Source organism: Sphingomonas sp. UV9 (assembly GCF_004101245.1).
Classification (GTDB): Bacteria; Pseudomonadota; Alphaproteobacteria; order Sphingomonadales; family Sphingomonadaceae; genus Sphingomonas.
Genome location: NZ_SCIN01000002.1, coordinates 835999 through 860235, shown reverse-complemented (window position 1 = coordinate 860235; position 24237 = coordinate 835999). Strand labels below are relative to the sequence as shown.

Sequence of the window (24237 nt, the reverse complement as noted above, 5' to 3'; positions counted from 1 at the left end):
GGTTCTCTCAAACCATGTAGCGTGCGCCGATGTTCCCCCCACGCGGTTATGGCGCGATCGGTACGGCGCGATCAGGTCGCGGTGAGGATATTGTCGCCGAACGATCGTGCGTCGACCTCGGACCAGTCGAGTTCCTCCTGCAGGCGGCGATAGACGCCCTCGACGATGCGGCGCTGTGGAACAATTGCACGCCGGCGCAACGGGCGGCGACGGTGGATGGGCCCTGCGCCCTACATCGGACGATACTGCGCGGACAAAAAAAACCACCCCGTGCGTAGCACGGAGTGGCCTAGGTTCAGGGAGGAGGTACGCTAGAAGCGTACCGTACGGCGCCGCGAAAGGGGGGGACACGATGCCGTACAGGATCTAAATGGGTGAGCACCGTTTTGGTTCAACCCTTGTTGCACCGCACCGCAAATAATTTTCGAGCCGCGTTTGGGTTGGCTGTCAGCGACGCTGGAAAACGGGCGCCATCCGCGCCAGAACCGGATCGCGCAGCAGCAGGTGATGGCGCAGCGCGGCACCGATATGCAGGACGACGAGCGCCAGCATCATCCAGCCCATAACGCCGTGGGCGTCGTGCCCGAACCGACCGGTCGCGGTCGAAACCGGCAGATAGGGGATGTCGAACAGGCCGAACCAGTTCAGCGGCGAACGCTTTGCAGAGCCCGACACCATCAGCCAGCCGGTCAGCGGCAGGGCGATCATGAACACGTAGAGCAGCGCGTGGGCGGCATGCGCGAGCCCCTTTTCCCACATCGGGGTATGGGCCGGCAGTGGCGGCGGGCGATGCGCCAGCCGCCATGCGATCCGTCCGGCGGTCAACACCAGCACGGTGATGCCGAGTGCCTTGTGCGCCCCCATCAGGCTGCGCAGCGCCGGCACTGAATCATGCAGCAAGCCGACCGCGAGGTTGAAGATCACCAGCAGCGCGATCGTCCAGTGAAACCAGATCGCTACGCTCGAGTAACGGTCCGGCACATGTCCTATGGGACGATCCTGCGCTGCCATGTGTCTTCCTTCGATAGAGGGCTATGCCGTCGCGATCAGACGTTGAACGGGGTCGGCGCGGCCATCTGCGGCTGCGGCGTCTGGCCTAGCTGCGCCTGGCGCGCGAAGATGTCACGCATCAACGACAACGAGAAGAGGTGCGCGTACAGCAGCGGGAGCATGCCCGACTTGCTCATCTTGCGCAGCGCATCGCCGCGCAGGTCGATCAGCTTCTCTTCGTTGATCATCTGGAAACCGCGATAGACGAACGGCTGGTCGGCGCCGTCGGGCTGGATCGTGACTTCGCCGTCCATCAGCAGCTCGAGCTCGCGCAGTTCCTTCATGAAGTTCTGCGTGCGCGCGCCGGCCTGTTCGAACGATTCGTTGAAGCCGAGGATGTTCTTGGTCAGCTCGGTCGGCTGGCCGTTCTCGAACAGCGCGTCGCCGTCCTCGAACTCGCCCAGCGTCGGCGAGGTCGGATCGAAGCAGAGCGACAGCTCCTGCGCGTCCGGATGCAGGCGGGCGAGCATGTACGGGTAGCGACGGACATAGGCGGGGACGTAGAAGGTGCTCTCGGTCAGCTTGCCGTCGTCGCCGACGAACACGTTGACGCCCTCGTTCAGGCCCATCAGCGCGAGCGGGATGGCGTCGTCACCGACCGAGAAGACGATCGGCATGTGGCGCTGGACCAGCGGAAACTCGTCGACGGTGATCGGGATGGCGTGCTGGCCGACCAGGAACGGCGCGCTGTCCTGCGGGCGGACCTTGTAGTTGGCGTGCGTGTCGCTCGAAAGCGGCTCGAGGCCGTTATAGAAAAGCGGAAGCTGGGCGGCGCTGGCCATGTTACTCTCCGGATCGGTCAAATTGAGCCGGTGGCTTATGCCACCGATTGGGGCGAGGCTGTATGGTGCGGGGCGGATTGGTGCAAGTGTGACGCGCTTGCTCGGGGGAGACGCGACCAGTCCAGCTTCGATCCTCCCCCGCCAGGGGGAGGATTGTTCGTTCTCTTTAGACCAGCTTGCCGGGGTTGAGGATGCCCAGCGGATCGAGCGCGGCCTTGATCGCGCGGAGTGCGGTCATGCGGGCGGGCGACGAAAGGCGTTCGAGTTCGTCGCGCTTCATCTGGCCGATGCCGTGCTCGGCGGAGATCGAGCCGCCCGCCGCCGTCACGAGATCGCCGACGAAGCGGGTGACCACCGGCGCATCCTCCGCATACCAGCGTGCGGGGTCGGTGCCGTGGGCGGCGCGGACGTGGAAATGGACGTTGCCGTCGCCGAGATGGCCGAAACCGCTGGCGTGCGTGCCGGGGAAGCGCGCGTCGCACGCCGCCGCTGCCTCGATCATGAAGCGCGGCATCGTCTCGACCGGGATCGAGACGTCGTGCTGCGTCGCGGGGCCGAGCGCGCGTTCGGCGGCGGAGAGCGAGTCGCGGAGCAGCCAGAACGCATCCGACTGCGCTTCGCTGGTGGCGATCGTGGCGTCCTCGATCGCGCCATCCTCGAACGCCCTGGCGAGCAGGCGTTCGAGCAGCGCGCTGGGGGATTCGCCGTCGGTGGTGGCCGACGTCGCCTCGATCAGGAGGTGCCAGGGGTGGCGGCCGGCGAGCGGCGCGCGGGCGTTCGGCAGGTGCGCGACGGCGGCGTCTAGCGATTCGGCGGGGAGGATCTCGAAGCTTTCGATCGCGTCGGTCTTCGCCTGCATCGTCCGCAGCAGTTTGAGCGCGGCTTGAGGCGAGCCGATGCCGACCCACGCGGTGCCGCGCGCCGCGATCGCGGGGACCAGGCGCAGCGTGGCGGCGGTAACGATCGCCAGCGTACCCTCCGCGCCGATGAAGAGCTGGTCGAGGTCGTAGCCGCGATTGTCCTTCTTCAGCGCGGACAGGCCGTCGTGGATGCTGCCGTCGGCGAGCACCGCCTCCACGCCCGCGACGAGGCCGCGCATCGTGCCGAACTTCAGGACCTGCGTGCCGCCCGCGTTGGTCGAGACGAGCCCGCCGATCGTCGCGGTGCCGCGCGCGCCGAGCGTCAGCGGAAAGCGCCACCCCTCGCCTTGCGCGGCGGAGTCGAGGTCGGCGAGGATGGTGCCAGCCTCGGCGATCGCGAGCCCGGCGTCGGTATCGAGGCTGCGGATAGTGTTCATGCGGCGCAACGACAGGATCAGCGCGCTGCCGTCCGACGGCGCGGTCGCGCCGCCGACCATCGAGGTGTTGCCGCCCTGCGCGACCAGCGGCACGCGGTAGTCGGCGGCGGCCTTGACGATCAGCGCCACCTCGGCGGTCGAGGTGGGCGACAGCATCGCGGGCGCGACGCCGTGGAAGCGGCCGCGCCAGTCGTGCAGCCAGGGATCGATGTCGGCGGGGTCCGTGACGATCGCCTTGGCATCCAGATGCGGTGCGAGCGCGGCCAGCATCGCGGCTTGCGACCGCGTCAGGGTTGCTGTTTCGATGTCGGACTGAATTTCGGGCACGCGGGCAGCGCTAGACAAAATTCATCGCGCGTTCAACGATTGGCCCTAACGGTTACGTCAACATGATCCATCCCGCGATTCCCGCCACCCTCCTCGCGCTCGCGGGCCCCTTCGTCGCGGCCCCCTTTTCTGCGAGCGGGCGCGATGTTCCGCAGCCCCGGTTCGCGCTGGACGGCCTGCAGGTTGCTCAGCTCTCGATCCACCAGCGCGTCATCATCCGCGTCCCCCGGATGAGCCGGGCGCCGGCGCGAGCCTTCTCGCCGCCGCGGGAGTGGAAGGAGCATAAGGGCCCCAAATGCATCGCGGTCGCCGCGATCGCCGGCGCGATGCTGAACAAGGAGGGCGCCGTCGACCTGGTGATGGACGATACGACGCGATTGCGCGCGCGGCTCGACGGCGACTGCAGGCCGCTCGATTATTATTCGGGATTCTATCTGAGGCCGGGGCCCGATGGCCTGATCTGCAAGGATCGCGACGCCATCCGCATGCGCTCGGGTGCGCGCTGCGAGATCGACGGGTTCAGGAGCTTGCGGCCGAAGAAGGCGAAGAAGTAGCGGGGTGGGATTTTTTGGTCGGGTCGGGGTATTTTGGTGGTCGCCCTGCCCTCCCGCGGTTCCGTTCGCCCTTCCCGCACTCGATTCACCGCGTTTCCTTGACATTTGACGCTAAATCGGCGAGCGCCGGAACGCTTGAGGGCAGTGCATTTCACCCTCCATTTACCGGACATTTGCATGAGTTTTGCCGACCTCGGCCTCTCCGACGAACTGCTCAAGGCAGTCACCGACTCCGGCTATACCGAGCCGACCCCGATCCAGGCCGGCGCGATCCCGTCGGTGCTGATGATGCGCGACATCATCGGTATCGCCCAGACGGGCACCGGCAAGACCGCGTCGTTCGTGCTGCCGATGATCGACATCCTCGCGCATGGCCGCAGTCGTGCGCGGATGCCGCGCAGCCTGATCCTCGAGCCGACGCGCGAACTCGCCGCGCAGGTGGCGGAGAATTTCGAGAAATACGGCGTCAATTCGCACCTCTCGATGGCGTTGCTGATCGGCGGCGTGTCGATGGGCGACCAGCTCGCCGCGCTGGAAAAGGGCGTCGACGTGCTGATCGCGACGCCGGGCCGACTGATGGACCTGTTCGGGCGCGGCAAGATCATGCTCAACGGCTGCTCGCTGCTGGTGATCGACGAGGCAGACCGGATGCTCGACATGGGCTTCATCCCCGACATCGAGGAAATCTGCACCAAGCTGCCGAAACAGCGCCAGACCTTGCTGTTCTCGGCGACGATGCCGCCGCCGATCAAGAAGCTGGCGGACAAGTTCCTCACCAATCCCAAGATGATCGAGGTGTCGCGCCCGGCGTCGACCAACCTTAACATCAAGCAGTATCTTGTGCCTGTGCCGAGCCAGACCGCCAAGCGCGACACGCTGCGCCGCATCCTCGCGCAGGAGGAGGTGACCAACGCGATCATCTTCTGCAACCGCAAGACGACGGTGCGCGACCTCAACAAGGTGCTGAAGCAGGCGGGCTACAAGTCGGGCGAGATCCACGGCGACATGGAACAGCCGCAACGTCTCGCCGAGCTGGAACTGTTCAAGTCGGGCGCGGTGACGATCCTGGTCGCGTCGGACGTCGCAGCGCGCGGGCTCGACATCAAGGGCGTGTCGACGGTGTTCAACTACGACGCGCCCTGGCATCCCGACGATTACGTCCACCGGATCGGCCGGACGGGTCGCGCGGGGGCTACGGGGACGGCGTATACCTTCGTGGCTCCGGACGATTCCGAGAATATCGTCAATATCGAGAAGCTGACGGGTCAGACGATCGAGCGGTTGAAGGCGGCCGAGCCGAAGACGGCGCCGGTGGCAGCCGTGGCTGAAGACGAGGGCGCGGCGCCGCGCGGTCGGCGACCGCGTCGTGGGGCTCGGTCCGAGACGTTTACGCCGGTGCCGGCTGCGGAAGCGGTTGCCGAGGAATCGGATCGGCCACGCACGCGGCGGGTGCCGCGGGCGGATACGGTCGCGCCGGCGATCGTCGCCGAAGTGCTCGCTGCGGCCGAACCGGTTGCGGCGGCGAAGCGTCCGCGCTGGGAGCGTACGCCGATCGACGAGCCGGTGCCTGCGGTGGTGCCTGCGGCAAAGCTACGCGTCGACGCGCCGATTGCGGTCGAGCCTGCATACCAGGAGCCGGTCCGTGTCGAGCCGGTCCGCGCGGAGACCGTTCGTTCGGAGCCGGCGCGCGTCGCGCAGACCCCGCCGCCCGTACAGGCCAAGCCTCAGCCGGATCGCGCGCCCGCTCGTGCGGAAGCGCCGGTTCGACGCCAGCCGGTCGACGAGGCGCCGGCGGATGGGTGGAACGGCCCATTCCCGAGCTTCCTCAACGCTGTAATCGGAGGGCATGACCGATGACGATAGTCCGCATGGCGGCCCTCGCCCTCCTCGCAACCGCCGTCGCGGCGCCGGCTGCACCGCGCGCGAAAGTCGTCGCACCCCGGATCGCCACCGCCAGCTTCGACAAGCTGCCGCAGCCTTTGCCGCTGCCGTATGACGAGGCGGCGAACGCCAATGCGCAGGTCGCCGCGGCGCGCGCGCGGGCGTTGAAGACGCGCAAGCGGTTGCTGATCGATCTTGGCGGCAACTGGTGCCTCGACTGTCGCCTGCTCGCCGGCACGATCGACCTGCCCGAGATGAAGCGGTTCGTGGAGAGCAAGTTCGTCGTCGTCACGGTCGATATCGGTCGGTTCGACAAGAACGGGCAGATCGCGGCGGGCTACGGGATCAAGGGGCGGCTGAAGGGCGTGCCCGCGGTGCTGGTGGTCGACCCGCGGACCAACAAGCTGTTGAATGCCGGGCATGAGACCGAGCTGGCGGATGCGCGGTCGATGGGGCCTCAGGCGCTGGCGAACTGGCTGGCGAAGTGGGCGGCCTGATCGTTTCTGATTGAGGATACCGGTGATCGCTATCCCTGTGACTGCCGTTCCCGGCGGAGGCCGGGGTCCAGTTGGGCGAACTGTAGCTGAATCCCGCCAGGTCTACCCAACTGGGCCCAGGCCTTCGCCGGGGAACGCAGGGCTACAGGCTTAGCTTATCCGTTCTCCCGCGGACGCGGGAAAACGGTTAGGGCGCTTCGGTACCGACATCTACCGGGATCAGCGCATCGTCCAGCGCGCCGGCTCGCACATAGGCCGAGCGTGTTTTCAATCGATCGGCATAGTCTGCAAAGGCCGGGCAGTCGGGGAGCGAGCCGAATTGCAGCCCCCAGATGACCTGCGATCCAACATAGACGTCGGCGGCGGTGAAGCGGTTTCCGGCGATGTGGTCATGCGCAGCTACCGCGCGCTGCAGCACGTCAACGGCGGTGTCGTAGCTGCCATAACCGACCATTCGCTGCTGGCTGTCAGTGGGCACGATGCCGAGCGAGCGATTGGTGATCGCGGCTTCGAGCGGGCCGGCAGCGTAGAACAGCCAGCGGTAATAGGCGGCGCGTTCGTCGGGGTGCGGTGCGAGATCGGCGTCGGGGAACGCTTCGGCCAGATACGCGCAGATCGCGGCGCATTCGGTGACGGTTTGGCCGTTGTGGACGATCGTCGGGACCTTGCCCATCGGGTTGATCGACAGGAACGGCTCGGCCTTCATCGTCGAGGCGTAGTCGAGGACGACGGTGTCGTACTCGGCGCCGACCTCTTCGAGGATCCATCGGGCGATCCGGCCGCGGGACATCGGGTTGGTGTAGAGCGTTAGCGTCATGCGGGCCTCCTGAGAACGGATCGTGAACGAAGGTCTCATGGAGCAGGGTCGCGGTCAAGTGGACGGCTGGCGAAGCAGGCTTGTTCTCCCGCGAAGGCGGGAGCCCAGGCTGGGCTCCCGCCTTCGCGGGAGAACAAGGCGGTGGGGTGCTGGGTTCGGTTACGGGCTCCTCACCCTCCCCCCGTTACACCAGCGCCTTGTCGAATAGCGCGAGCATGCGGGCCCAGGCCTTGTCCGCCTGAACGGGATTGTAGACCTTGCTGTCGGGCGGGCACCAGCCGTGCATGGTGCCGGCGTAGACCTCGACCTCGGCGGGCAGCTTGGCCGCGGCGAAGGCCGTGCGCAGCGTGTCCTTCTCGGTCGGCGCGCGCGCGTCGTCGTTGGCGGCGATCGCGATGAGGTACTGCGCCTTGGTCTGCGGGATCAGCAGGTGCGGGCTGTCGGGCTTGTCGGTGACGAAGCCGCCGCCGTGGAAGGTCGCGCCGGCGCGGATGCGGCTCGGCACGGCCGCGGCGGTGCGCAGGACCATCGGGCCGCCCATGCAATAGCCGGTGCTGGCCATGCCGCGCTTGCGATCGGTCTGCGGCTGCGCGTCGATGAACGTGGCGAAGGCCTTGGCGTCACGGACCGTGCCCTCGGCGGTCAGCGCCGCGCGGAACGGCGCAATGCGGCTTTTCACTTCGGGCTGGTCATAGGACTCGCCGGGCTTGAGGAACGGCGCCTTGGTCGAACGGTAGAACTGGTTGACGACCAGCACGGCATAGCCCGACTGCGCGAGCCGGTCGGCCATCTGGCGAAAGGCGGGACGCAGGCCCATGATGTCGGGCCAGATCAGCACGCCGGGGTGCTTGCCGGTCGCGGGCGCAACGAAATACGCGTCGGCCTTGCCGTCGGGTGTGGTGATCGACACATCGCGGCCCTTGATGACGGCGGCGTTGGCGGGTGCGGGCAGCAGCATCGTCAGCCCCATCGCACCGGTCATCGCGCCGAACTGGCGGCGCGAAACGCCCGTCAGATACGCTTCGTTATCGTCTGCGGTATGCTCGTCGCACATGGGCCTATCCTCTTGTATTTGGCCGCATGCTAGCTCAGGTCGCGCGCCACCACCACACGCCATCGACGGTTTCGCGTAGAGCGCGGCCTTCGACCTCGAGGCGGCGAAGATGCGCGAGCGCTTCGCCGGTCGCCATGCCGAGCATGTCGGGACCGATCGCGCGTCGGAACAGCCGGCCGAAACAGTCGATTGAGCGGCGAGGTTCCGCGAGGAAGACTTCGAGTTCGTCGAGCCGTTCGCGGTGTTCGCGGTCCATCGCGTCCAGCCGCGCGTGGAGGCCGGTGAACGGGTCGCCGTGGCCGGGGAGGACGAGCAGATCGGCGGGGAGCGTCTTCAGCTTGGCGATCGAGGCGAACCATTCGCCCAAGGGATCGGCGCCCGGTTCGGTGACGCCGAGCGAGACGTTGGGGCTGATCCGCGGCAGAACCTGATCGCCGGCGATGAGGATACCACCGGCTTCGTCGAGCAGGCAGGCGTGTTCGGGGCTGTGGCCGGAGCCGGTGACGATGCGCCAGTCGCGCGCGCCGATCGTGAGCGTGTCGCCGTCCTGGAGACGGGTGTAGCTGAGCGGGAGCGGGGTGATGATGCGGCGGAACCCGGCCCAGCCCTTGGCGGTCGCGTGGGCTATCTGGTCGTCGTCCCAGCCTGCGCCGCGCCAGAAGGCCAGCACTTCGGTCGGGACCGAGTCGCGGGCGTCGGCGGCGAGCATGCGCGCGGTCAGCCATTCGCCGCGCGTCATCAATAGGGGCGCGGCGTGGTGGTCGCACATCCAGCCGGCGAGGCCGATGTGATCGGGGTGGAAGTGGGTGCCGATCATCTTCGTAATGCGGGTGTCGGACTTCGGGCCGTTGAAGACCGCCTTCCAGGCGTCGCGTGCTTCCGTCGTGTTCATGCCGGTGTCGATCAGCGCGTCGCCGTCGGTGTCGGCGAGCAGCCAGCAGTTCACGTGTTTCAGGGGGCCGGGGATTTTGAGGCGGACCCAGTCTATGCCGGGGGCGACCTGGAGGACGTCGCCCTGGGCGGGCTCGGTGCCGCCGAAGGGGTAGGTCAGGCCCTTGTGGCCGGTCGGTGCGATCGTCTCGAGGAGCGTTGCCATGCGTTTTGGTTAGCAACTGAATGTGTCGCAGGCCAGCGGGCAGCGTGAAAGCGGTCCCCACCCCGGCGGAGGCCGGGGCCCAATTGGAAAGGTTGTCGTGACGAAGCGTCGCCCGTCGTTTGCGGCCTTCCCCAATTGGGCCCCGGCCTTCGCCGGTGTGGTCGGATTGAAAGGCGCTGAGTTCCCAAACACAGAGGGGCGACGCCTTTCGGTGCCGCCCCTCCAGTTTTCGCCTTCCCCACTTGGCGGGGATCAGTGACGTCAGCGCTTGAACGGATCGTCGAACAGCGGCTTGACCGGGAGCACGCCGCCCTCGGCGACGAACTGCGCGTCCGCCGCCGCCTGGGTACGCTCGGCGCGGAGCTGCTGGAGCAGCACTTCGCGGTCGCCTTCGAGGCGGGTGTCGGTCGGGGCTTCCATCCCGGCTGCCTTGGCTGCCTTCGCCACCGCCGCATCGAGTTCACGCTGCGAGGTCAGGCCGAGCGTGACCGGATCCTTCGGCGTGATGTTGGCGATATTCCAGTGGCTGCGGTCGCGGATCGCGGCGATCGTCGTGCGGGTCGTGCCGATCAGCAGCGAGATCGCGCCGTCGGTGATCTCCGGATGGTTGCGGATGATCCACGAAATGCCGTCGGGCTTGTCCTGGCGCTTCGAGACCGGCGTATACCGGGGCCCCTTGGTGCGACGGACCTGCTCGGGGCCCTTGATCATCTTGAGCTGGTAATCGGGATCGGCGGCGCCCTTGTCGATCTCTTCCTGCGTCACCTCATGCGCGCGCACCGGATCGCGGCCGGTGAGCTTGGTCGAGGTGGTATCGTCGGCGATCGCCTGAATCTCGAGGATGTGCAGGCCGCAGAAGTCCGCGATCTGCTCGAAACTGAGCGCGGTATTATCGACCATCCAGGCGGCGGTCGCGTGGGGCATGAGCGGCTGGGCCACGGCGAGAACTCCGTAAAAATAGAAAGGGCCGCCCCTTTCGGAGCGGCCTGACATGAGAGAGACTTAGTGCGCGCCGGGCTAACAGGCAAGCACGCAAGCTCAAGCAGCCATGAGCTTTCCTTCGAGGGGGACGAGCGCGTGGAGGAACTGGCGGGCGCTGGCCGGCCAGCTGTAGCGCGCGGCATAGGCGGCGCAGGTGACGCGGTCGCGGGTGAGCGCGGCGGCGATCGCGGTGTCGAGGTCGTCGTGCATCGCGCCGACGCGGGTGTCGAGCACGTCGATCGGGCCGGTCACGGGGTAGGCCGCGACGGGCGTGCCACAGGCGAGGGCTTCGATCATGACCAGGCCGAACGTGTCCGTGCGACTGGGGAAGACGAGGACGTCGGCGGTGCGGTAGGCAGCGGCGAGGTCTAGGCCGGAGCGCTGGCCGAGGAACACCGCGTCCGGAAACCGGCGCGCGAGCGAGGCGCGCGCGGGGCCGTCGCCGACCACGACCTTGGTGCCGGGGTGCGCGGAGGCGAGGAACGCCTCGATATTCTTCTCGACCGCAACACGGCCGACATAGAGCTGGATCGGGCCGGGGAGCGCCGCCATGTCCGGATCGCGCGCGCCGTCGAGGCCGAATTGCGCGAAGTCGACACCCCTGCCCCATTCGCGGACCTGGTGCAGACCCTGGGCGGCGAGCGTGGCGGCGACCGAGGGGGTGGAGACGAGGATCGACTGCGCGGGACGGTGGAACCAGCGGATGTAGCGCCAGATCCAGTCTGGGTTCGCGCCGGTGCGGGCGGCGACGTAATCGGGGAATTGCGTGTGGTAGGCGCTGGTGAACGGCAGCGCGCGGGCGAGGCACCAGGATCGGGCGGCGAGGCAGACCGGGCCCTCGGTGGCGAGGTGGATCGCGTCCGGCCCGAACGCGGCGAGCATGCGGCCGACCGCGCCGGAGCGGGCGAAGGCGAGGCGGATCTCGGGGTAGGTCGGGCACGGCATCGAGGCGAAGCGCTCGGGCGAGACGACCATGACCTGGTGGCCGATCGATTCGAGTTCGCGCTGGACGGCTTGCAGCGTGCGGACGACGCCGTTGACTTGCGGGCTCCAGGCGTCGGTGACGATCGCGATACGCATCGGTCTCTCTCCGTTTTGCCCCCTCCCCGGCGGGGAGAGGGTTTGGATCAGGCGGCTAGCGTCACGACCTTGTCGCGTTCGCGGGCGGCGATTTCGTCGGCCCAGTGGAGCAGCTCCATGCGGCCGTCGAAATGCTCGACCAGCGCGGTGCAGCCTTCGACCCAGTCACCGTCATTGTAGTAAGCGATGCCGGCGATCTCGCGCATTTCGGCGGTGTGGATGTGGCCGCAGACGACGCCCTCCACGCCGCGAACGCCGGCGGCATGCGCGACGACTTCCTCGAAGTGCGAGATGAAGGCGACCGCGTTCTTGACCTTGGCCTTGGCGTGCTTCGACAGCGACCAATAGGGCATGCCCAGGCGGCGACGCGCGCCGTTGACCCAGCGATTGAGCCCCATCAGCATCGTGTAGGCGGCGTCGCCGATATGCGCGACCCAGCGGTGCGCGAGCGTGATCGCGTCGAACTCGTCGCCGTGGAGGACGAGCAGGCGGCGACCGTCCGCGGTCTCGTGGATCGCTTTGCGGCGGATCGAGATGCCGCCGAAGTCTAGGCCCGAATATTGGCGGAACACTTCGTCGTGATTGCCGGGGATGTAGACGACGCGGGTGCCGCGCTTGGCGCGCTTGAGAAGGCGCCAGAGCACGTCGTTGTGCGCGGCGGGCCAGTAGAACTTCTTCTTCAGCCGCCAGCCGTCGATCATGTCGCCGACGAGGTACATCGTCTCGCTGTCGACGTGATCGAGAAAGTCGTTGAGCATGCCCGCGTTGCAGCCGCGCGTGCCGAGATGGACGTCGGAAATCCAGATCGTGCGATATTGGCGCCGCTCGACGATCGGTTCGGGTGCGGCGGGTCGGGAGTTAATGAAGTCGCTGATGTCGGTGATGTCGGCGCCCAAGACGCTCGATGGCGGAAACGTCGTAATGGCGTTCATGAGCCTGTCCCCCGGCAAGGTATCCCTTGTCGCGAGTATTAGCCGAGTATTGTGACACGGTAGTCGCAGTCCGGTGACTGTTCGAAGTCAGGGGCGAGTATGGCGTGTTGCCCCGCGAAGGCGGGGATCCAGCCTGGGCTCCCGCCTTCGCGGGAGAACAGGGTTTGGTTAGCTTTGAGCTTTCCTTCCCACCATCCCACCCCGGCGAAGGCCGGGGCCCGATTGGAGAGGTTGCAGTAACGGAGGACGACGGATCGTTACTCACCGTTCCCAATTGGGCCCCGGCCTGCGCCGGGGTGCTAGTCCGCTTGGGTCAACGTTAGCCGCGAAAACGAGGATAGAGCTTCGGCATTTCGCCGCCATCGCGCCCCTTCACTCCATCGTGAGGACGATCTTGCCGACGTGGTCGCCGGCTTCCATGCGGGTATGTGCGGCCGGGGCATCTGCAAAGGCGAAGACGCGGTCGATGACCGGTTTCAGCTTGCCGGCCTCGACGTGCGGCCAGACGGTGCGGGCGAGTTCGTCGGCGACCAGCGACTTGAACGCGGTGTCGCGGGGGCGAAGCGTCGAGCCGGTCAGCGTCAGGCGGCGGCGCATGATCTCGAACAGGGGGACCGTCGCCATCATGCCGCCCTGGACAGCGATCGACACGTGGCGGCCGTCTTCCGCCAGGCATTGCAGGTTGCGGGGCACATAGTCGCCGCCGACCATGTCGAGCACCGCAGCAACGCCCTTGCCGTCGGTGATCTGCTTCACGCGCTCGACGAAGTCCTCGGTCTTGTAGTCGATCGCGTGGGTCGCGCCGAGGCTGAGCGCGGCTTCGCACTTGGCCTTGGAGCCGGCGGTGACGATGATGTCGATGCCGAACAGGTTGCAAAGCCCGATCGCCATCGTGCCGATGCCGCTGGTGCCGCCGTGGACGAGGACGGTGTCGCCCTCGGTGGCGTAGGCGCGCTCGAACAGGTTGGTCCAGACGGTGAAGAGCGTCTCGGGCATCGCCGCGGCCTCGACCATCGTCAGCGCCTCGGGCACGGGCAGGCACTGCCCGAACGGGGCGACGGCGTATTGCGCATAGGCCCCGCCCGAGATCAGCGCGCAGACCGACTGGCCGATCTGTTCGTCGCCGACGTCGTCTCCGACCGCGACGATCGTGCCGGAGATCTCCATGCCAAGGATCGAGGGTGCACCCGGCGGGGGCGGATACTTGCCCTGGCGCTGCATGACCTCAGGACGATTGACCCCGGCCGCAGCCACCCTGACAAGCACCTCGCCCGGCCCCGGCTGCGGCACGGGGCGATCGACGAGCACCAGCACGTCGGGACCGCCGGGCTGTTCCGGATCGATCGCCTTCATGACGTCAGGTACACTTAAGTTACTGGATGGGCTTTCGGGTATCGCGGTCATCTGCTCGTCACGTCCCTGTTGAATTCTGCGCCTTATTGACATCACTCGGGTGCGGGTCAACGTTAGAGCCGCAATGGACCTGGAAGACGCCCCCTCCCGTCCCGACGATCTGCTTGACGCACTGGTGCGGCAGGACCTCGATCCGTTGTCGGTCGGCGAACTCGATGCACGCATCACCGTGCTGCAGGGTGAGATCGCGCGCTGCCAGGTCAAGAAGGACCGCGCCGTCAGTCATCGCGCCAGCGCCGACGACCTGTTCAGGCGGTGAACGCCCTCCCCATTTCCACACGTGATGCATTTAGACGGTGCAGGAACGGACGGGGCGGGGTTCAAGTGCTTGATGCGGCCGATATCAGTTCCGACATAGCGTCAAAGGGCTTGCGTTCTCGCGGCCCGACAGGAGTATTGTAAATGCCATCATTTGCACCCGCCCTCGAGACCACGCTGCACAAGGCGCTCGAGGCGGCGTCGTCCCGGCGCCACGAATATGCGACGCTGGAGCATCTGCTGCTCGCGCTGATCGACGACGAACATGCGTCGAAGGTCATGACCGCGTGCAACGTCGATATCGGCGAACTGAAGAACACCGTCTCGCATTACCTCGACAGCGAACTCGATGCGCTGAAGGTCGATGCGGCGACCGACCCCTCCCCCACCAGCGGGTTCCAGCGCGTCGTCCAGCGCGCGATCCTCCACGTCCAGTCCTCGGGCCGTGACGAAGTGACGGGCGCCAACGTGCTCGTCGCCTTGTTCAGCGAGCGCGAGAGCTATGCCGTCTATTTCCTGCAGCAGCAGGACATGAGCCGCCTCGATGCGGTCAGCTTCATCAGCCACGGCGTCGGCAAGGGTGGCCAGCAGGCGACCGAAGCCTCGACTCCCAAGGGTGCCGACGACGAGAAGCCGACCAAGGGACAGGAGAAGAAGACGGAAAGCGCACTCAAGCAATTCACCGTCGACCTCAACGAGAAGGCGAAGGCCGGCAAGGTCGATCCGCTGATCGGACGCGGCCCGGAGGTGGATCGCACGATCCAGATCCTGTGCCGCCGGTCGAAGAACAACCCGCTCTATGTCGGTGATCCCGGCGTCGGCAAGACCGCGATCGCGGAAGGCCTGGCGCGCAAGATCGTCGAGGGCGACGTGCCCGACGTGCTGTTGCCGGCGATCATCTACTCGCTCGACATGGGCGCGTTGCTGGCGGGTACGCGGTATCGCGGCGACTTCGAAGAGCGCTTGAAGGCGGTCGTCAACGAACTCGAGAAGCTGCCCGACGCGGTGCTGTTCATCGACGAGATCCACACGGTGATCGGCGCGGGCGCGACCAGCGGCGGGGCAATGGACGCGTCGAACCTGCTCAAGCCGGCGCTGAGCGGGGGATCGATCCGCTGCATCGGCTCGACGACCTACAAGGAGTTCCGCAACCACTTCGAGAAGGACCGCGCGTTGCTGCGGCGCTTCCAGAAGATCGACGTCAACGAGCCGACGATCGAGGATACGATCAAGATCCTCGCCGGCCTCCGCTCGGCGTTCGAAGAGCATCACAACGTCAAGTACACGCCCGATGCGATCAAATCGGCGGTCGAGCTGTCGGCGCGGTACATCAACGACCGCAAGCTGCCCGACAAGGCGATCGACGTGATCGACGAGGTCGGCGCGATGCAGATGCTGGTGGCGCCGAACAAGCGCAAGAAGACGATCACCCCCAAGGAGATCGAGATGGTCATCGCGACGATGGCGCGGATCCCGCCAAAGTCGGTGTCGACCGACGACAAGCTGGCGCTCGCCACGCTCGAGACCGATCTCAAGCGCGTGGTGTTCGGCCAGAATGCGGCGATCGAGAAGCTGGCGTCGGCGATCAAGCTCGCCCGCGCCGGCCTGCGCGAGCCGGAGAAGCCGATCGGCAACTATCTGTTCACCGGGCCTACGGGTGTCGGCAAGACCGAAGTCGCCAAGCAGCTGTCGACGATTCTCGGGATTCCGCTCCAGCGGTTCGACATGTCCGAATATATGGAGCGGCATTCGGTCAGCCGGCTGATCGGTGCGCCGCCGGGCTATGTCGGGTTCGACCAGGGCGGTCTGCTGACCGACGCGATCGACCAGAACCCGCACTGCGTGCTTCTGCTCGACGAGATCGAGAAGGCGCATCCGGACCTGTTCAACATCCTGTTGCAGGTGATGGATAACGGGCGGCTGACCGACCAGCACGGCAAGTCGGTCGATTTCCGCAACGTCATCCTGATCATGACGACCAATGCGGGCGCCAGAGACATGGCGCGCGAGACGGTTGGCTTCGGCAACCTGACGCGTGAGGGCGAGGATGAGGTGGCCGTGACGAAGATGTTCACGCCGGAATTCCGCAACCGTCTCGATGCGGTGGTGCCGTTCGGCTATCTGCCGACCGAGGTCGTGGCGCGGGTGGTGGACAAGTTCATCCTCCAGCTCGAGCTCCAGCTGGCGGACCGCGGCGTGCACATCATGCTCGACGAGGAGTCGAAGGCGTGGCTCACCACCAAGGGCTACGACAAGCTGTACGGTGCGCGGCCGATGGGTCGCCTGATCCAGGAGAAGATCAAGCAGCCGCTCGCCGAGGAACTGCTGTTCGGCAAGCTGGTGCACGGCGGCGAGGTGACGGTGAAGATGAAGGACGGCGCGCTGTCGTTCGCGATAGAAGCCGCCGCGCCGAAGAAGCCGAAGAAGAAGGGTAAGGTGGAGACCGTCGACGCGAAGTAATTTCGGGGTACGGTGTATCGTGAAGGGCCTGCTGTCGGAGCGATCCGGCGGCGGGCTTTTTTTTGGGCGATTGGTTTGGGGGAGGATCAGTGGGGCGGCTGAATGTGGTTGCGTTTACCTATAATTGTGGAAGCGTTGCTAGCATCGGGGCATGGAACGCTTGGTATGGTTGCGATGGATGATCGGTGCGGTCGCGCTGGCGCTCGGTCTTACCCTCGCCACGCCCGCCATCGCGGTTACCGGTACGCCTTTAGCCGTCTGCGTCCGCCCTGCCCTGCCCGGGCAGACGGCGGTCGCGCTGTTCGCCGAGCCGACCGGTTTCGACTGCACCACCTCGCAGACGCGCTTCGGCGGCGGCGACTTCTGGATCCTGTCGCAGCGCCTGCCGGCGATCGACGGGGCCGATGATACCGTGAGGATCGGCAGCACCTGGGTGAACCGGGTCACGTTGTTCGTGCAATATGCCGATGGTTCGATCCGCCAGACCGGGTACACGTCGCGCACCGCGGGGCGGTTGCTGGGGCTGGGCGCGGTGATCGTCCAGCCGCTGCCGCGGCATGATGCGGCGGCGGTCCGGCTGCTCTGGCATGTCGAGGGTGCGGCGAACCTGCGCGGGCTGATCCTCGGCCCGACGATCGCCAGTCACGACCAGCGCGACGCCAACGAGATATTGCTCGCGGCGCTATACGGCGGGTTCGCGGGGATGGCGGTGGCGCTGATCGTCTACAATCTCGCTTTGTGGGGGGCGCTGCGCCAGGCGTTCCAGCCCGCCTATTGCCTGCTCGTCCTGTGCCTGCTCGCCTATGCGCTGACCTCGTCGGGGGCGCTGGGGCAGATGCTTCCGACCTTGGACAACAACGACCGCCAGCGGCTGAACGCATTGTTCCTCGCCGGATCCGCCGCCGCCGCACTGCTGTTCGCGCGCACGTTCTTCGAGCGCGGGGTGTTCACCGGGTGGCTGCGCCCGGCGAGCACGATCGTGATGGCGGCGTTGCTGTTCACCGGGCTGCTCTGGGCCGCGCTTGCACCATGGCATTTCCAGCTGCTCGATACGCTGCTGGCGAGCGCGTATCTCGCGCTGCTGGTGCTGGTCCCCGTCGTCCTCTTCCGGGCATGGCGCGAGCGGAGCAATTTCCTGTGGCTGTTCGCGCTGGCGTGGAGCGTGCCGATCGTGGTGGCCGCCCTGCGCGTCGCCAATGCCTTCGCGCTGCTCGAATGGAGCCTCTGGCTCGACAATTCGACGATCCTGTCGATGGCGCTCGAATCGATGCTGTCGAGCCTTGCGATCGCGTACCGGATCCGGCTGCTCAGCGTCGAGCGCGATACCGCCCGCGAACAGGAGATCGCCGCGCGGTTGCTGGCGGATACCGAGCCGCTGACCGGGCTGCTCAACCGTCGTGCGTTCCTGACGCGCGCGATCGGCCGTCCGGGCGACCAGATGCTGCTGATCGTGGACGTCGATCATTTCAAGCGGGTCAACGAGACGATCGGCCACGACGGCGGCGACGAGGTGCTGCGCGTGATCGCCCGGGCGCTGCGCAACGCAGTGCCGCCCGATGCGCTGGTGGCCCGAATCGGCGGCGAGGAATTCGCGATCCTGCTCGATGCGACGAGGGCGGTCGCGCCGGACGCGGTGCTCGATCGCCTGCGCAGCCAGCGGATGCCGTTCGACATCGTGGTGACCGCGAGCATCGGCGCATGCACCGGGCCGATGCTGTACGAGAAGGACTGGAAGCTCCTCTACAATTGCGCCGACCGCGCGTTGTTCGCGGCGAAGGCGGCGGGGCGCGACCGCGCGCGCGCGGCGCCGCCGCTGTGCATCGCCGCCTGACCGCTGCTCGACTTGTCGGCGCCGGCGATTTGCGACATGATCGCGCGCTTGGCCGGAAGATAGCGCACGGCCGGAGGACTCAGGATGCGGAATCGTAAGGGAACGCTGGTGGTCGCGGGGTTGATTGCGCTGGCGGTCGTGGCCGTGCGGCATCCGACCGTCGATTTGCAACTGGTCACGCATGATTCGCGCGATCCGTCGCCGCACCGGATGCAGGCTGCGGTCGACTTCGGCCTGGTCGGCGTTTCAGTGCTCTACACCTGGACCGTGAACCGGCTGCGCTGAACACCCGGTAGCGCTGACCACCCGGTTGCGCTGAACACCCGGTTGCGCTGAACACCCGGTTGCGCTGAACACTGGCACCCGTCCCTGATCCCCGTCCTTGACCCCCGTCGCGTGCCTGCGCCATAGCGACGGGCATGGACACGCCGATCGAAGACCTCGCGTTCGAGGATGCACTGAAGGAACTCGAGCTCATCGTCGGGAAGCTGGAAAGTGGCGACACGCCGCTCCAGCAGGCGATCGAGCTGTACGAGCGCGGCAACAAGCTGCGCCAGCGTTGCGCCGACCGGCTCGATGCGGCGCAGGCGCGGATCGAGGCGATCCGGCTCGACGGCGAGGGCAAACCCGCGGGCGTCCGCCCGTTCGCGGCAGGCTGACGCGGTGACCGGGATGTCCGCCACGCCGCCCTCCACCGCGCTGGCCGATGCGCTCGCCGAGGTCTCGGCCGAGATCGACCGCCAGTTCGACCAGTTGCTGACGATCCCCGACGATCCGCGCGGCGACCTGTACCGCGCGATGCGGCATGCGGCGATCGGCGGCGGCAAGCGGCTGCGCCCGTTGCTGGTGTTCGCGACCGCCAACCTGTTCGACGTCGCGCGCGAATGCTCCGCGCGAGCGGCGACCGCGCTGGAGGCGATCCACGTCTATTCGCTGATCCATGACGACCTGCCGTCGATGGACAATGACGACATGCGGCGCGGCAAGCCGACCGTGCACAAGGTGTTCGACGAGGCGACGGCCATCCTTGCGGGCGATTGCCTGCACGCCATGGCGTTCGAGATCCTGGCCGATCCGGCGACGCATCCCGATCCGTTCGTGCGCATCGAACTCGTGCTCGATCTCGCGCGCGCCGCCGGACCGAACGGCATGGCGGGTGGCCAGAAGATGGATATCGAGGCCGAAAGCACGCGCTTCGACCTCAACACCGTCACCCGGCTCCAGCAGATGAAGACCGGCGCGCTGATCTCGGCCTCGGTCGAGGCTGGTGCGATCCTCGGGCGGTTGCCGCCGGAGGGCCGCGTCGGGCTGCGCGGCTATGCGCATGACCTGGGGCTCGCGTTCCAGATCGCCGACGACCTGCTCGACGCCGAGGGCGACGAGGCGGTCGCGGGCAAGAAACTGCGCAAGGACGAAGGCGCGGGCAAGGAGACGTTCCTGTCGCTGCTGGGCCCCGAGCGCGCGCGCGAACAGGCACGGATGCTGGTCGACCAGGCGGTCGCGCATCTCCACAGCTATGGCAAGGAAGCCGACCTGCTGCGGGATATCGCGCGCTACGTGCTCGAACGCGACCGCTGAACCGACAACCGGAGAGATCGACATGACCCCACGCATAGGCGTCTATCCTGGCACGTTCGATCCGGTCACGTTGGGCCATATGGACATCATCCGGCGCGGCGCGAAGCTGGTCGACCGGCTGGTGATCGGGGTGACGACCAACCCGTCGAAGTCGCCGATGTTCACGATCGAGGAGCGGATGGCGACGGTCCGCCGCGAGGTCGCCGGGATCGGCGGCGACATCGAGGTCGTCGAGTTCGATTCGCTGCTGATGGACTTTGCCGAGCGGCAGGGCGCGAAGGTGATCGTCCGCGGTCTGCGCGCCGTCGCCGATTTCGAGTATGAATATCAGATGGCGGGGATGAACCAGCAGATCAATCCGCGCGTCGAAACGGTGTTCCTGATGGCCGACGTCGCGTTGCAGCCGATCGCGAGCCGGCTGGTGAAGGAGATCGCGCTGTACGGCGGGAACATCGCCAAGTTCGTGCCGGAATCGGTGCGTGACGAGGTGGTTGCGCGGGTCGAGAAGATCGGCCGCAAGGGGAGCTGAGGGCTGACTCCAGCGGCTCCCGTCATGCCGGGCGTGGTCCGGCATCCACGGCTCCGCAGGATCGAGAATTGAGCACGCGGAACGGTGGCCCCCGGAACAAGTCCGGGGTGACGGACTAAGCTGGAGATCGCCCCCGTTCGCTTCAACGCCGCGCATCACGTTCAGATTGGCGCAAGCAGGGATTTGCTCTAAGTGGCGGCAGCCTGGTTGCGCCGGGCGTCTTGCGAGTAGGAATTTGATGCGCTTTTTCGTCGGAATGTTCGCGTTGCTCGGGTGCCTGGTCACGGTGCCGGCCGCGGCGCAGAAGAAGGATGTCGTGGCAGCGCCCGCGCGCCTCACGCCGCCGCTCACGACCGATACGCAGAATCTGCTGTTGCTCGACCTGTCGACCGGTGGGCGCGTGACGATCTGGCTGCGGCCCGACGTCGCGCCGCTGATGGTCGAGCGGATCAAGACGCTCACCCGCCAGCATTTCTATGACGGCCTCGCGTTCCACCGCGTGATCGACGGCTTCATGGCGCAGGGCGGCGATCCCAAGGGCGACGGCACCGGCGGCTCGACGCTCCCCGACCTGAAGGCCGAGTTCAATTATCTGCCGCACGTCCGCGGCGCGGTATCGGCGGCACGCTCGGACAAGGAGGACAGCGCCAACAGCCAGTTCTTCATCGTCTTCCAGCCGCGCCTGAGCCTCGACAAGAAATACACCGTGTTCGGGCGCGTGATCGACGGGATGCAGTATGTCGACGCGATCGAGCGCGGCGAGCCGCCGGCGAACCCGTCGCGGATCGTCCATGCCTATATCGCCGCCGACAATCCTCCGGCCTATGTCGCGGGTCCCCCAGCCCCGGCGCTGGGTGCGCCGGTGACGTTGCCGGGCACGGCTTCTGGTCCGGACGCGGCCACGCCCAAGCTCGCGCCGGCCCGCAAGGCGCCGGTCAAGAAGGCTCCTGTAAAGAAGTGATCGCGCGTTGAACGTCGACCTTTTCGACTTCGACCTGCCGACCGACAACATCGCGCTCCGCCCTGCGGCGCCGCGCGATGCTGCGCGTATGCTGGTGCTCGAAGGCGATCGCACCGTGGATGCGGGCGTGTCGGACCTGCCGTCACTGCTGCGGCGCGGCGACATGCTTGTCTTCAACGATACGCGGGTGATTCCGGCGCAGCTTGATGGCCGACGCGGGGATGCGAAGATCGGCGCGACGCTGCACAAGCGCGAGGGACCACGGCGGTGGCGTGCGTTCATCCGCAACGCGCGGCGGCTGCGCGACGGCGACGTGATCGAGTTCGGTAATGGCGTCAGCGCGGCGGCGGTCGACCGCGAGGATGACGGCAGTTACGCGCTGGTCTTCGCGGGCGAGGAGCCTGTCGAACTGTTGCTCGAACGCGCGGGCCACATGCCCCTGCCCCCGTATATCGCCGGCAAGCGCCCGACCGACGAGCGCGATGCGGACGATTACCAGACGATGTTCGCGTCCGAGCCGGGTGCGGTCGCGGCACCCACGGCGGCGCTGCATTTCACGCCGGGGTTGATGGCGGCGCTCGAGGCGGCGGGGATCGGCCATGCGACGCTGACGCTGCATGTCGGCGCGGGGACGTTCCTGCCGGTCAAGGCGACCGATACGACCGAGCACAAGATGCACGCCGAATGGGGCCGGATCGATGCCGCGACCGCCGACCGGCTGAACGCGGTGCGCGCCGCCGGTGGCCGGGTGATCGCGGTGGGCACGACGTCGCTGCGGCTGATCGAGAGCGCGACCGGCGAGGACGACGTGATCCGACCGTTCGACGGCGACACCGCGATCTTCATCACGCCGGGATACCGGTTTCGGGGGATCGACGGGCTGATGACCAATTTCCATCTGCCGCGCTCGACGCTGTTCATGCTGGTGTCGGCGCTGATGGGGCGCGAGCGGATGCAGGCGGCGTACGCCCATGCGATCGCTGAAAAGTATCGCTTCTACAGCTATGGCGACGCCTCGCTTCTGCTGCCATGACGGGCGGCATGCTGCTCGCTCTCGCATTGCTCCAGGCCATCGTCGCCGCGCCGCCGCCCGCCGGCACGCCGCAGCCGCCTGCGACGATCTTCGCCGAGCCCGCCGCGCTGTTCATCGCCGCGTGCGACGCGAACGGCGATGGCCGGGTGACGCAGGCCGAGCTGACCGCGTGCGTTGCGCGGAGCTATGCGACCGCCGAGGGCGCCGCGAGCGGGTCGATCGGGTATATCGCGTTTGCCGACTGGGCGCAGGCGTGGCTGGGCGACCGCAACGCGTTGCCGAGCCCGTTCGAGGTCGATCGCGACGGCGACAACCGGATCACGCTGCCCGAACTCCAGACGCGGTTCGCACAGTTCTTCGCGCGGTTCGACCGCGACAAGGACGGCGTGCTGACCCGCGCCGAACTCATCACCATCCGCGGCGCGCCAGTCGGCGATCGCTACGGCATCCGCAAGAAACGTTGATACCATGACCGGCATACCGGCCAACCGGCCCCGCTTCGACTTCACCATTTCCGCCACCGACGGCAAGGCGCGCACGGGCGTCATCGCGATGCAGCGCGGCGATATCCGCACGCCCGCGTTCATGCCGGTCGGCACCGCGGCCACCGTCAAGGGGATGAAGCCCGCCGACGTCGTCGGTGCGGGCGCGGATATCATCCTTGGCAACACCTATCACCTGATGCTGCGGCCGGGTGCGGAGCGGGTTGCGCGGCTCGGTGGGCTGCATGCGTTTTCGGGGTGGTCGAAGCCGATCCTGACCGATTCGGGCGGCTATCAGGTGATGAGCCTCGCCGACCTGACCAAGCGCTCCGAGGAGGGCGTGTCGTTCAAGTCGCATCTCGACGGGACGCGGCATCTGCTGAGCCCGGAGCGGTCGATCGAGATCCAGCGACTGCTCGGCTCGAACATCGTCATGGCGTTCGACGAACTGGTGCCGACGACCTCGACGCGCGAGGTGCAGGCGGCGGCAATGGAGCGGTCGATGCGCTGGGCGAAGCGGTCGCGCGCGGCGTTCGATTCCGGTGAGACTCATGCCGAGAACAACGCGATCTTCGGGATTCAGCAGGGCGCGCTGAACGAGGAGTTTCGCAGGTCTTCGGCGGATGCGCTGATCGATATCGGCTTCGACGGCTATGCGGTCGGCGGGCTGGCGGTCGGCGAGGGTCAGGCGGCGATGTTCGGCTGCCTCGACTTCGCGCCGGGGCAGTTGCCGGTCGACAAGCCGCGCTATCTGATGGGGGTCGGCAAGCCCGACGACATCGTCGGCGCGGTCGAGCGCGGGATCGACATGTTCGATTGCGTCATGCCGACCCGCTCGGGTCGCACCGGCCAGGCGTTCACGCGGACCGGGCCGATCAACATCCGTAACGCCAAGTTCGCCGAGGACACCGGGCCGCTCGATCCGGCCTGCCCCTGCCCGGTCTGCGCGACCTGGAGCCGCGCGTATCTGCATCATCTGGTACGGTCGGGCGAAATGCTTGGCGCGATGCTGATGACGGAGCATAACATCTGGTTCTACGAAACGCTGATGGCGGACCTGAGGGCGGCGATCGCCGCGGGCACGCTGACGCAGTTCGCGAATGATTTCCGCGCGGTGTATGCCCGGAAGAGTGAAGGAGAGCCCAAGTGACCATCAAGATCGATAGCGACACGCCGAACGAGATCCTCGCCGCCGCCAAGGAGGCCAAGCTGCAGGCCGAAGTCGCCGCGCACAACGCCGCCGAGAAGGCCAAGAGCTGGCCGCTCGCGAAGATCGGCCTGGGCGTCGGTATCGGCTCGGCGGCAATCGCGGGCGCGGTGCTGTTCGCGAACCGCAACAAGTAA

At 67.0% G+C, this 24237-nt stretch carries 26 protein-coding genes; 15 read left to right on the top strand and 11 right to left on the bottom strand.

The window, feature by feature from the left end; translation table 11 throughout:
• Positions 1 to 71: 71 nt before the first annotated feature.
• The 4 genes from EQZ23_RS20455 to EQZ23_RS10350 form a co-directional block, all read right to left on the bottom strand.
• A complete protein-coding gene (locus EQZ23_RS20455) occupies positions 72 to 200 on the bottom strand; it encodes a hypothetical protein (protein WP_276318465.1) in 129 nt (42 codons plus the stop codon).
• A 247-nt stretch (positions 201 to 447) separates the two neighbouring features.
• Entirely contained in the window at positions 448 to 981 is a 534-nt protein-coding gene (locus EQZ23_RS10360) for a cytochrome b (protein WP_240663480.1), read from the bottom strand.
• Positions 982 to 1046: 65 nt separating this feature from the next.
• Positions 1047 to 1832 carry a SapC family protein gene (locus EQZ23_RS10355; RefSeq protein WP_128454332.1) on the bottom strand — a complete coding sequence of 262 codons (786 nt, stop codon included), beginning with the start codon at positions 1830 to 1832 and terminating at the stop codon, positions 1047 to 1049.
• Positions 1833 to 1998: 166 nt separating this feature from the next.
• A complete protein-coding gene (locus tag EQZ23_RS10350; protein WP_128454734.1) occupies positions 1999 to 3399 on the bottom strand; it encodes an FAD-binding oxidoreductase in 1401 nt (466 codons plus the stop codon).
• Between the two features lie 119 nt (positions 3400 to 3518).
• On the opposite strand from EQZ23_RS10350, the gene EQZ23_RS10345 reads away from it, so the two are divergent.
• From EQZ23_RS10345 to EQZ23_RS10335, 3 genes are all read left to right on the top strand, one after another.
• Positions 3519 to 4010: a hypothetical protein gene (locus EQZ23_RS10345; protein WP_128454331.1), complete on the top strand. Its 492-nt coding sequence runs from the start codon at positions 3519 to 3521 to the stop codon at positions 4008 to 4010.
• A gap of 177 nt (positions 4011 to 4187) precedes the next feature.
• Positions 4188 to 5867, top strand: coding sequence for a DEAD/DEAH box helicase (locus EQZ23_RS10340; RefSeq protein WP_128454330.1), 1680 nt, complete (start codon positions 4188 to 4190; stop codon positions 5865 to 5867).
• Complete coding sequence (locus EQZ23_RS10335) at positions 5864 to 6388, top strand: thioredoxin family protein (protein WP_128454329.1); 525 nt, start codon at positions 5864 to 5866, stop codon at positions 6386 to 6388. The genes EQZ23_RS10340 and EQZ23_RS10335 overlap by 4 nt, the downstream gene beginning before the upstream one ends.
• A gap of 187 nt (positions 6389 to 6575) precedes the next feature.
• On the opposite strand, the gene EQZ23_RS10330 is transcribed toward EQZ23_RS10335, so the two are convergent.
• The 7 genes from EQZ23_RS10330 to EQZ23_RS10300 form a co-directional block, all read right to left on the bottom strand.
• On the bottom strand, positions 6576 to 7205 hold the full coding sequence (locus tag EQZ23_RS10330; RefSeq protein WP_128454328.1) for a glutathione S-transferase family protein: 630 nt from the start codon (positions 7203 to 7205) through the stop codon (positions 6576 to 6578).
• Between the two features lie 184 nt (positions 7206 to 7389).
• The gene (locus EQZ23_RS10325) at positions 7390 to 8259 is read right to left on the bottom strand and encodes a dienelactone hydrolase family protein (RefSeq protein ID WP_128454327.1); all 870 of its coding nucleotides are present in this window, start codon (positions 8257 to 8259) and stop codon (positions 7390 to 7392) included.
• Between the two features lie 34 nt (positions 8260 to 8293).
• A complete protein-coding gene (locus EQZ23_RS10320) occupies positions 8294 to 9355 on the bottom strand; it encodes an MBL fold metallo-hydrolase (RefSeq protein ID WP_128454326.1) in 1062 nt (353 codons plus the stop codon).
• Positions 9356 to 9616: 261 nt separating this feature from the next.
• Positions 9617 to 10294 (bottom strand): DUF1013 domain-containing protein, encoded by a 678-nt coding sequence (locus EQZ23_RS10315; protein WP_128454325.1) that lies wholly within the window; start codon positions 10292 to 10294, stop codon positions 9617 to 9619.
• 99 nt (positions 10295 to 10393) lie between these two features.
• Positions 10394 to 11416, bottom strand: a complete 1023-nt coding sequence (locus EQZ23_RS10310) for a glycosyltransferase family 1 protein (protein ID WP_128454324.1) — start codon at positions 11414 to 11416, stop codon at positions 10394 to 10396.
• Between the two features lie 47 nt (positions 11417 to 11463).
• A complete protein-coding gene (locus EQZ23_RS10305; protein ID WP_128454323.1) occupies positions 11464 to 12348 on the bottom strand; it encodes a UDP-2,3-diacylglucosamine diphosphatase in 885 nt (294 codons plus the stop codon).
• 372 nt (positions 12349 to 12720) lie between these two features.
• On the bottom strand, positions 12721 to 13701 hold the full coding sequence (locus EQZ23_RS10300) for an NAD(P)H-quinone oxidoreductase (protein WP_128454322.1): 981 nt from the start codon (positions 13699 to 13701) through the stop codon (positions 12721 to 12723).
• A gap of 124 nt (positions 13702 to 13825) precedes the next feature.
• Between EQZ23_RS10300 and EQZ23_RS10295 the strand changes: the two genes are divergently transcribed.
• The 12 genes from EQZ23_RS10295 (at position 13826) to EQZ23_RS10240 (ending at position 24237) form a co-directional block, all read left to right on the top strand.
• Complete coding sequence (locus tag EQZ23_RS10295) at positions 13826 to 14020, top strand: DUF1192 domain-containing protein (protein WP_128454321.1); 195 nt, start codon at positions 13826 to 13828, stop codon at positions 14018 to 14020.
• Positions 14021 to 14163: 143 nt separating this feature from the next.
• The gene (clpA, locus tag EQZ23_RS10290) at positions 14164 to 16479 is read left to right on the top strand and encodes an ATP-dependent Clp protease ATP-binding subunit ClpA (protein ID WP_128454320.1); all 2316 of its coding nucleotides are present in this window, start codon (positions 14164 to 14166) and stop codon (positions 16477 to 16479) included.
• A gap of 151 nt (positions 16480 to 16630) precedes the next feature.
• Positions 16631 to 18310, top strand: coding sequence for a diguanylate cyclase (locus EQZ23_RS10285; RefSeq protein WP_240663479.1), 1680 nt, complete (start codon positions 16631 to 16633; stop codon positions 18308 to 18310).
• Between the two features lie 84 nt (positions 18311 to 18394).
• Complete coding sequence (locus EQZ23_RS10280) at positions 18395 to 18595, top strand: hypothetical protein (RefSeq protein ID WP_128454319.1); 201 nt, start codon at positions 18395 to 18397, stop codon at positions 18593 to 18595.
• Between the two features lie 134 nt (positions 18596 to 18729).
• On the top strand, positions 18730 to 18969 hold the full coding sequence (locus tag EQZ23_RS10275; protein WP_128454318.1) for an exodeoxyribonuclease VII small subunit: 240 nt from the start codon (positions 18730 to 18732) through the stop codon (positions 18967 to 18969).
• Between the two features lie 13 nt (positions 18970 to 18982).
• Positions 18983 to 19888, top strand: coding sequence for a polyprenyl synthetase family protein (locus EQZ23_RS10270; protein WP_128454732.1), 906 nt, complete (start codon positions 18983 to 18985; stop codon positions 19886 to 19888).
• A gap of 22 nt (positions 19889 to 19910) precedes the next feature.
• On the top strand, positions 19911 to 20417 hold the full coding sequence (coaD, locus tag EQZ23_RS10265; protein ID WP_128454317.1) for a pantetheine-phosphate adenylyltransferase: 507 nt from the start codon (positions 19911 to 19913) through the stop codon (positions 20415 to 20417).
• Positions 20418 to 20655: 238 nt separating this feature from the next.
• The gene (locus EQZ23_RS10260) at positions 20656 to 21378 is read left to right on the top strand and encodes a peptidylprolyl isomerase (RefSeq protein WP_128454316.1); all 723 of its coding nucleotides are present in this window, start codon (positions 20656 to 20658) and stop codon (positions 21376 to 21378) included.
• Positions 21379 to 21385: 7 nt separating this feature from the next.
• Positions 21386 to 22411: a tRNA preQ1(34) S-adenosylmethionine ribosyltransferase-isomerase QueA gene (gene queA / locus EQZ23_RS10255; RefSeq protein ID WP_128454315.1), complete on the top strand. Its 1026-nt coding sequence runs from the start codon at positions 21386 to 21388 to the stop codon at positions 22409 to 22411.
• Positions 22412 to 22419: 8 nt separating this feature from the next.
• Complete coding sequence (locus tag EQZ23_RS10250) at positions 22420 to 22875, top strand: EF-hand domain-containing protein (protein ID WP_240663478.1); 456 nt, start codon at positions 22420 to 22422, stop codon at positions 22873 to 22875.
• Positions 22876 to 22879: 4 nt separating this feature from the next.
• Positions 22880 to 24043: a tRNA guanosine(34) transglycosylase Tgt gene (tgt, locus tag EQZ23_RS10245; RefSeq protein ID WP_128454313.1), complete on the top strand. Its 1164-nt coding sequence runs from the start codon at positions 22880 to 22882 to the stop codon at positions 24041 to 24043.
• Positions 24040 to 24237 (top strand): hypothetical protein, encoded by a 198-nt coding sequence (locus EQZ23_RS10240; protein WP_128454312.1) that lies wholly within the window; start codon positions 24040 to 24042, stop codon positions 24235 to 24237. The genes tgt and EQZ23_RS10240 overlap by 4 nt, the downstream gene beginning before the upstream one ends.

Excerpts from the sequence above, each read along its gene's own strand:
- EQZ23_RS10330 (WP_128454328.1), bottom strand. The coding sequence starts at position 7,205 with ATGACGCTAACGCTCTACACCAACCCGATGTCCCGCGGCCGGATCGCC.
- EQZ23_RS10320 (WP_128454326.1), bottom strand. The coding sequence starts at position 9,355 with ATGGCAACGCTCCTCGAGACGATCGCACCGACCGGCCACAAGGGCCTG.
- EQZ23_RS10355 (WP_128454332.1), bottom strand. The coding sequence starts at position 1,832 with ATGGCCAGCGCCGCCCAGCTTCCGCTTTTCTATAACGGCCTCGAGCCG.
- EQZ23_RS10340 (WP_128454330.1), top strand. The coding sequence starts at position 4,188 with ATGAGTTTTGCCGACCTCGGCCTCTCCGACGAACTGCTCAAGGCAGTC.
- EQZ23_RS10270 (WP_128454732.1), top strand. The coding sequence starts at position 18,983 with ATGTCCGCCACGCCGCCCTCCACCGCGCTGGCCGATGCGCTCGCCGAG.
- EQZ23_RS10310 (WP_128454324.1), bottom strand. The coding sequence starts at position 11,416 with ATGCGTATCGCGATCGTCACCGACGCCTGGAGCCCGCAAGTCAACGGC.
- EQZ23_RS10250 (WP_240663478.1), top strand. The coding sequence starts at position 22,420 with ATGCTGCTCGCTCTCGCATTGCTCCAGGCCATCGTCGCCGCGCCGCCG.
- tgt (WP_128454313.1), top strand. The coding sequence starts at position 22,880 with ATGACCGGCATACCGGCCAACCGGCCCCGCTTCGACTTCACCATTTCC.
- EQZ23_RS10350 (WP_128454734.1), bottom strand. The coding sequence starts at position 3,399 with ATGCTGGCCGCGCTCGCACCGCATCTGGATGCCAAGGCGATCGTCACG.
- EQZ23_RS10295 (WP_128454321.1), top strand. The coding sequence starts at position 13,826 with ATGGACCTGGAAGACGCCCCCTCCCGTCCCGACGATCTGCTTGACGCA.
- coaD (WP_128454317.1), top strand. The coding sequence starts at position 19,911 with ATGACCCCACGCATAGGCGTCTATCCTGGCACGTTCGATCCGGTCACG.
- EQZ23_RS10300 (WP_128454322.1), bottom strand. The coding sequence starts at position 13,701 with ATGAAGGCGATCGATCCGGAACAGCCCGGCGGTCCCGACGTGCTGGTG.
- EQZ23_RS10345 (WP_128454331.1), top strand. The coding sequence starts at position 3,519 with ATGATCCATCCCGCGATTCCCGCCACCCTCCTCGCGCTCGCGGGCCCC.
- EQZ23_RS10280 (WP_128454319.1), top strand. The coding sequence starts at position 18,395 with ATGCGGAATCGTAAGGGAACGCTGGTGGTCGCGGGGTTGATTGCGCTG.
- EQZ23_RS10335 (WP_128454329.1), top strand. The coding sequence starts at position 5,864 with ATGACGATAGTCCGCATGGCGGCCCTCGCCCTCCTCGCAACCGCCGTC.
- EQZ23_RS10275 (WP_128454318.1), top strand. The coding sequence starts at position 18,730 with ATGGACACGCCGATCGAAGACCTCGCGTTCGAGGATGCACTGAAGGAA.
- clpA (WP_128454320.1), top strand. The coding sequence starts at position 14,164 with ATGCCATCATTTGCACCCGCCCTCGAGACCACGCTGCACAAGGCGCTC.
- EQZ23_RS10260 (WP_128454316.1), top strand. The coding sequence starts at position 20,656 with ATGCGCTTTTTCGTCGGAATGTTCGCGTTGCTCGGGTGCCTGGTCACG.
- EQZ23_RS10325 (WP_128454327.1), bottom strand. The coding sequence starts at position 8,259 with ATGTGCGACGAGCATACCGCAGACGATAACGAAGCGTATCTGACGGGC.
- EQZ23_RS10285 (WP_240663479.1), top strand. The coding sequence starts at position 16,631 with ATGGAACGCTTGGTATGGTTGCGATGGATGATCGGTGCGGTCGCGCTG.
- EQZ23_RS10305 (WP_128454323.1), bottom strand. The coding sequence starts at position 12,348 with ATGAACGCCATTACGACGTTTCCGCCATCGAGCGTCTTGGGCGCCGAC.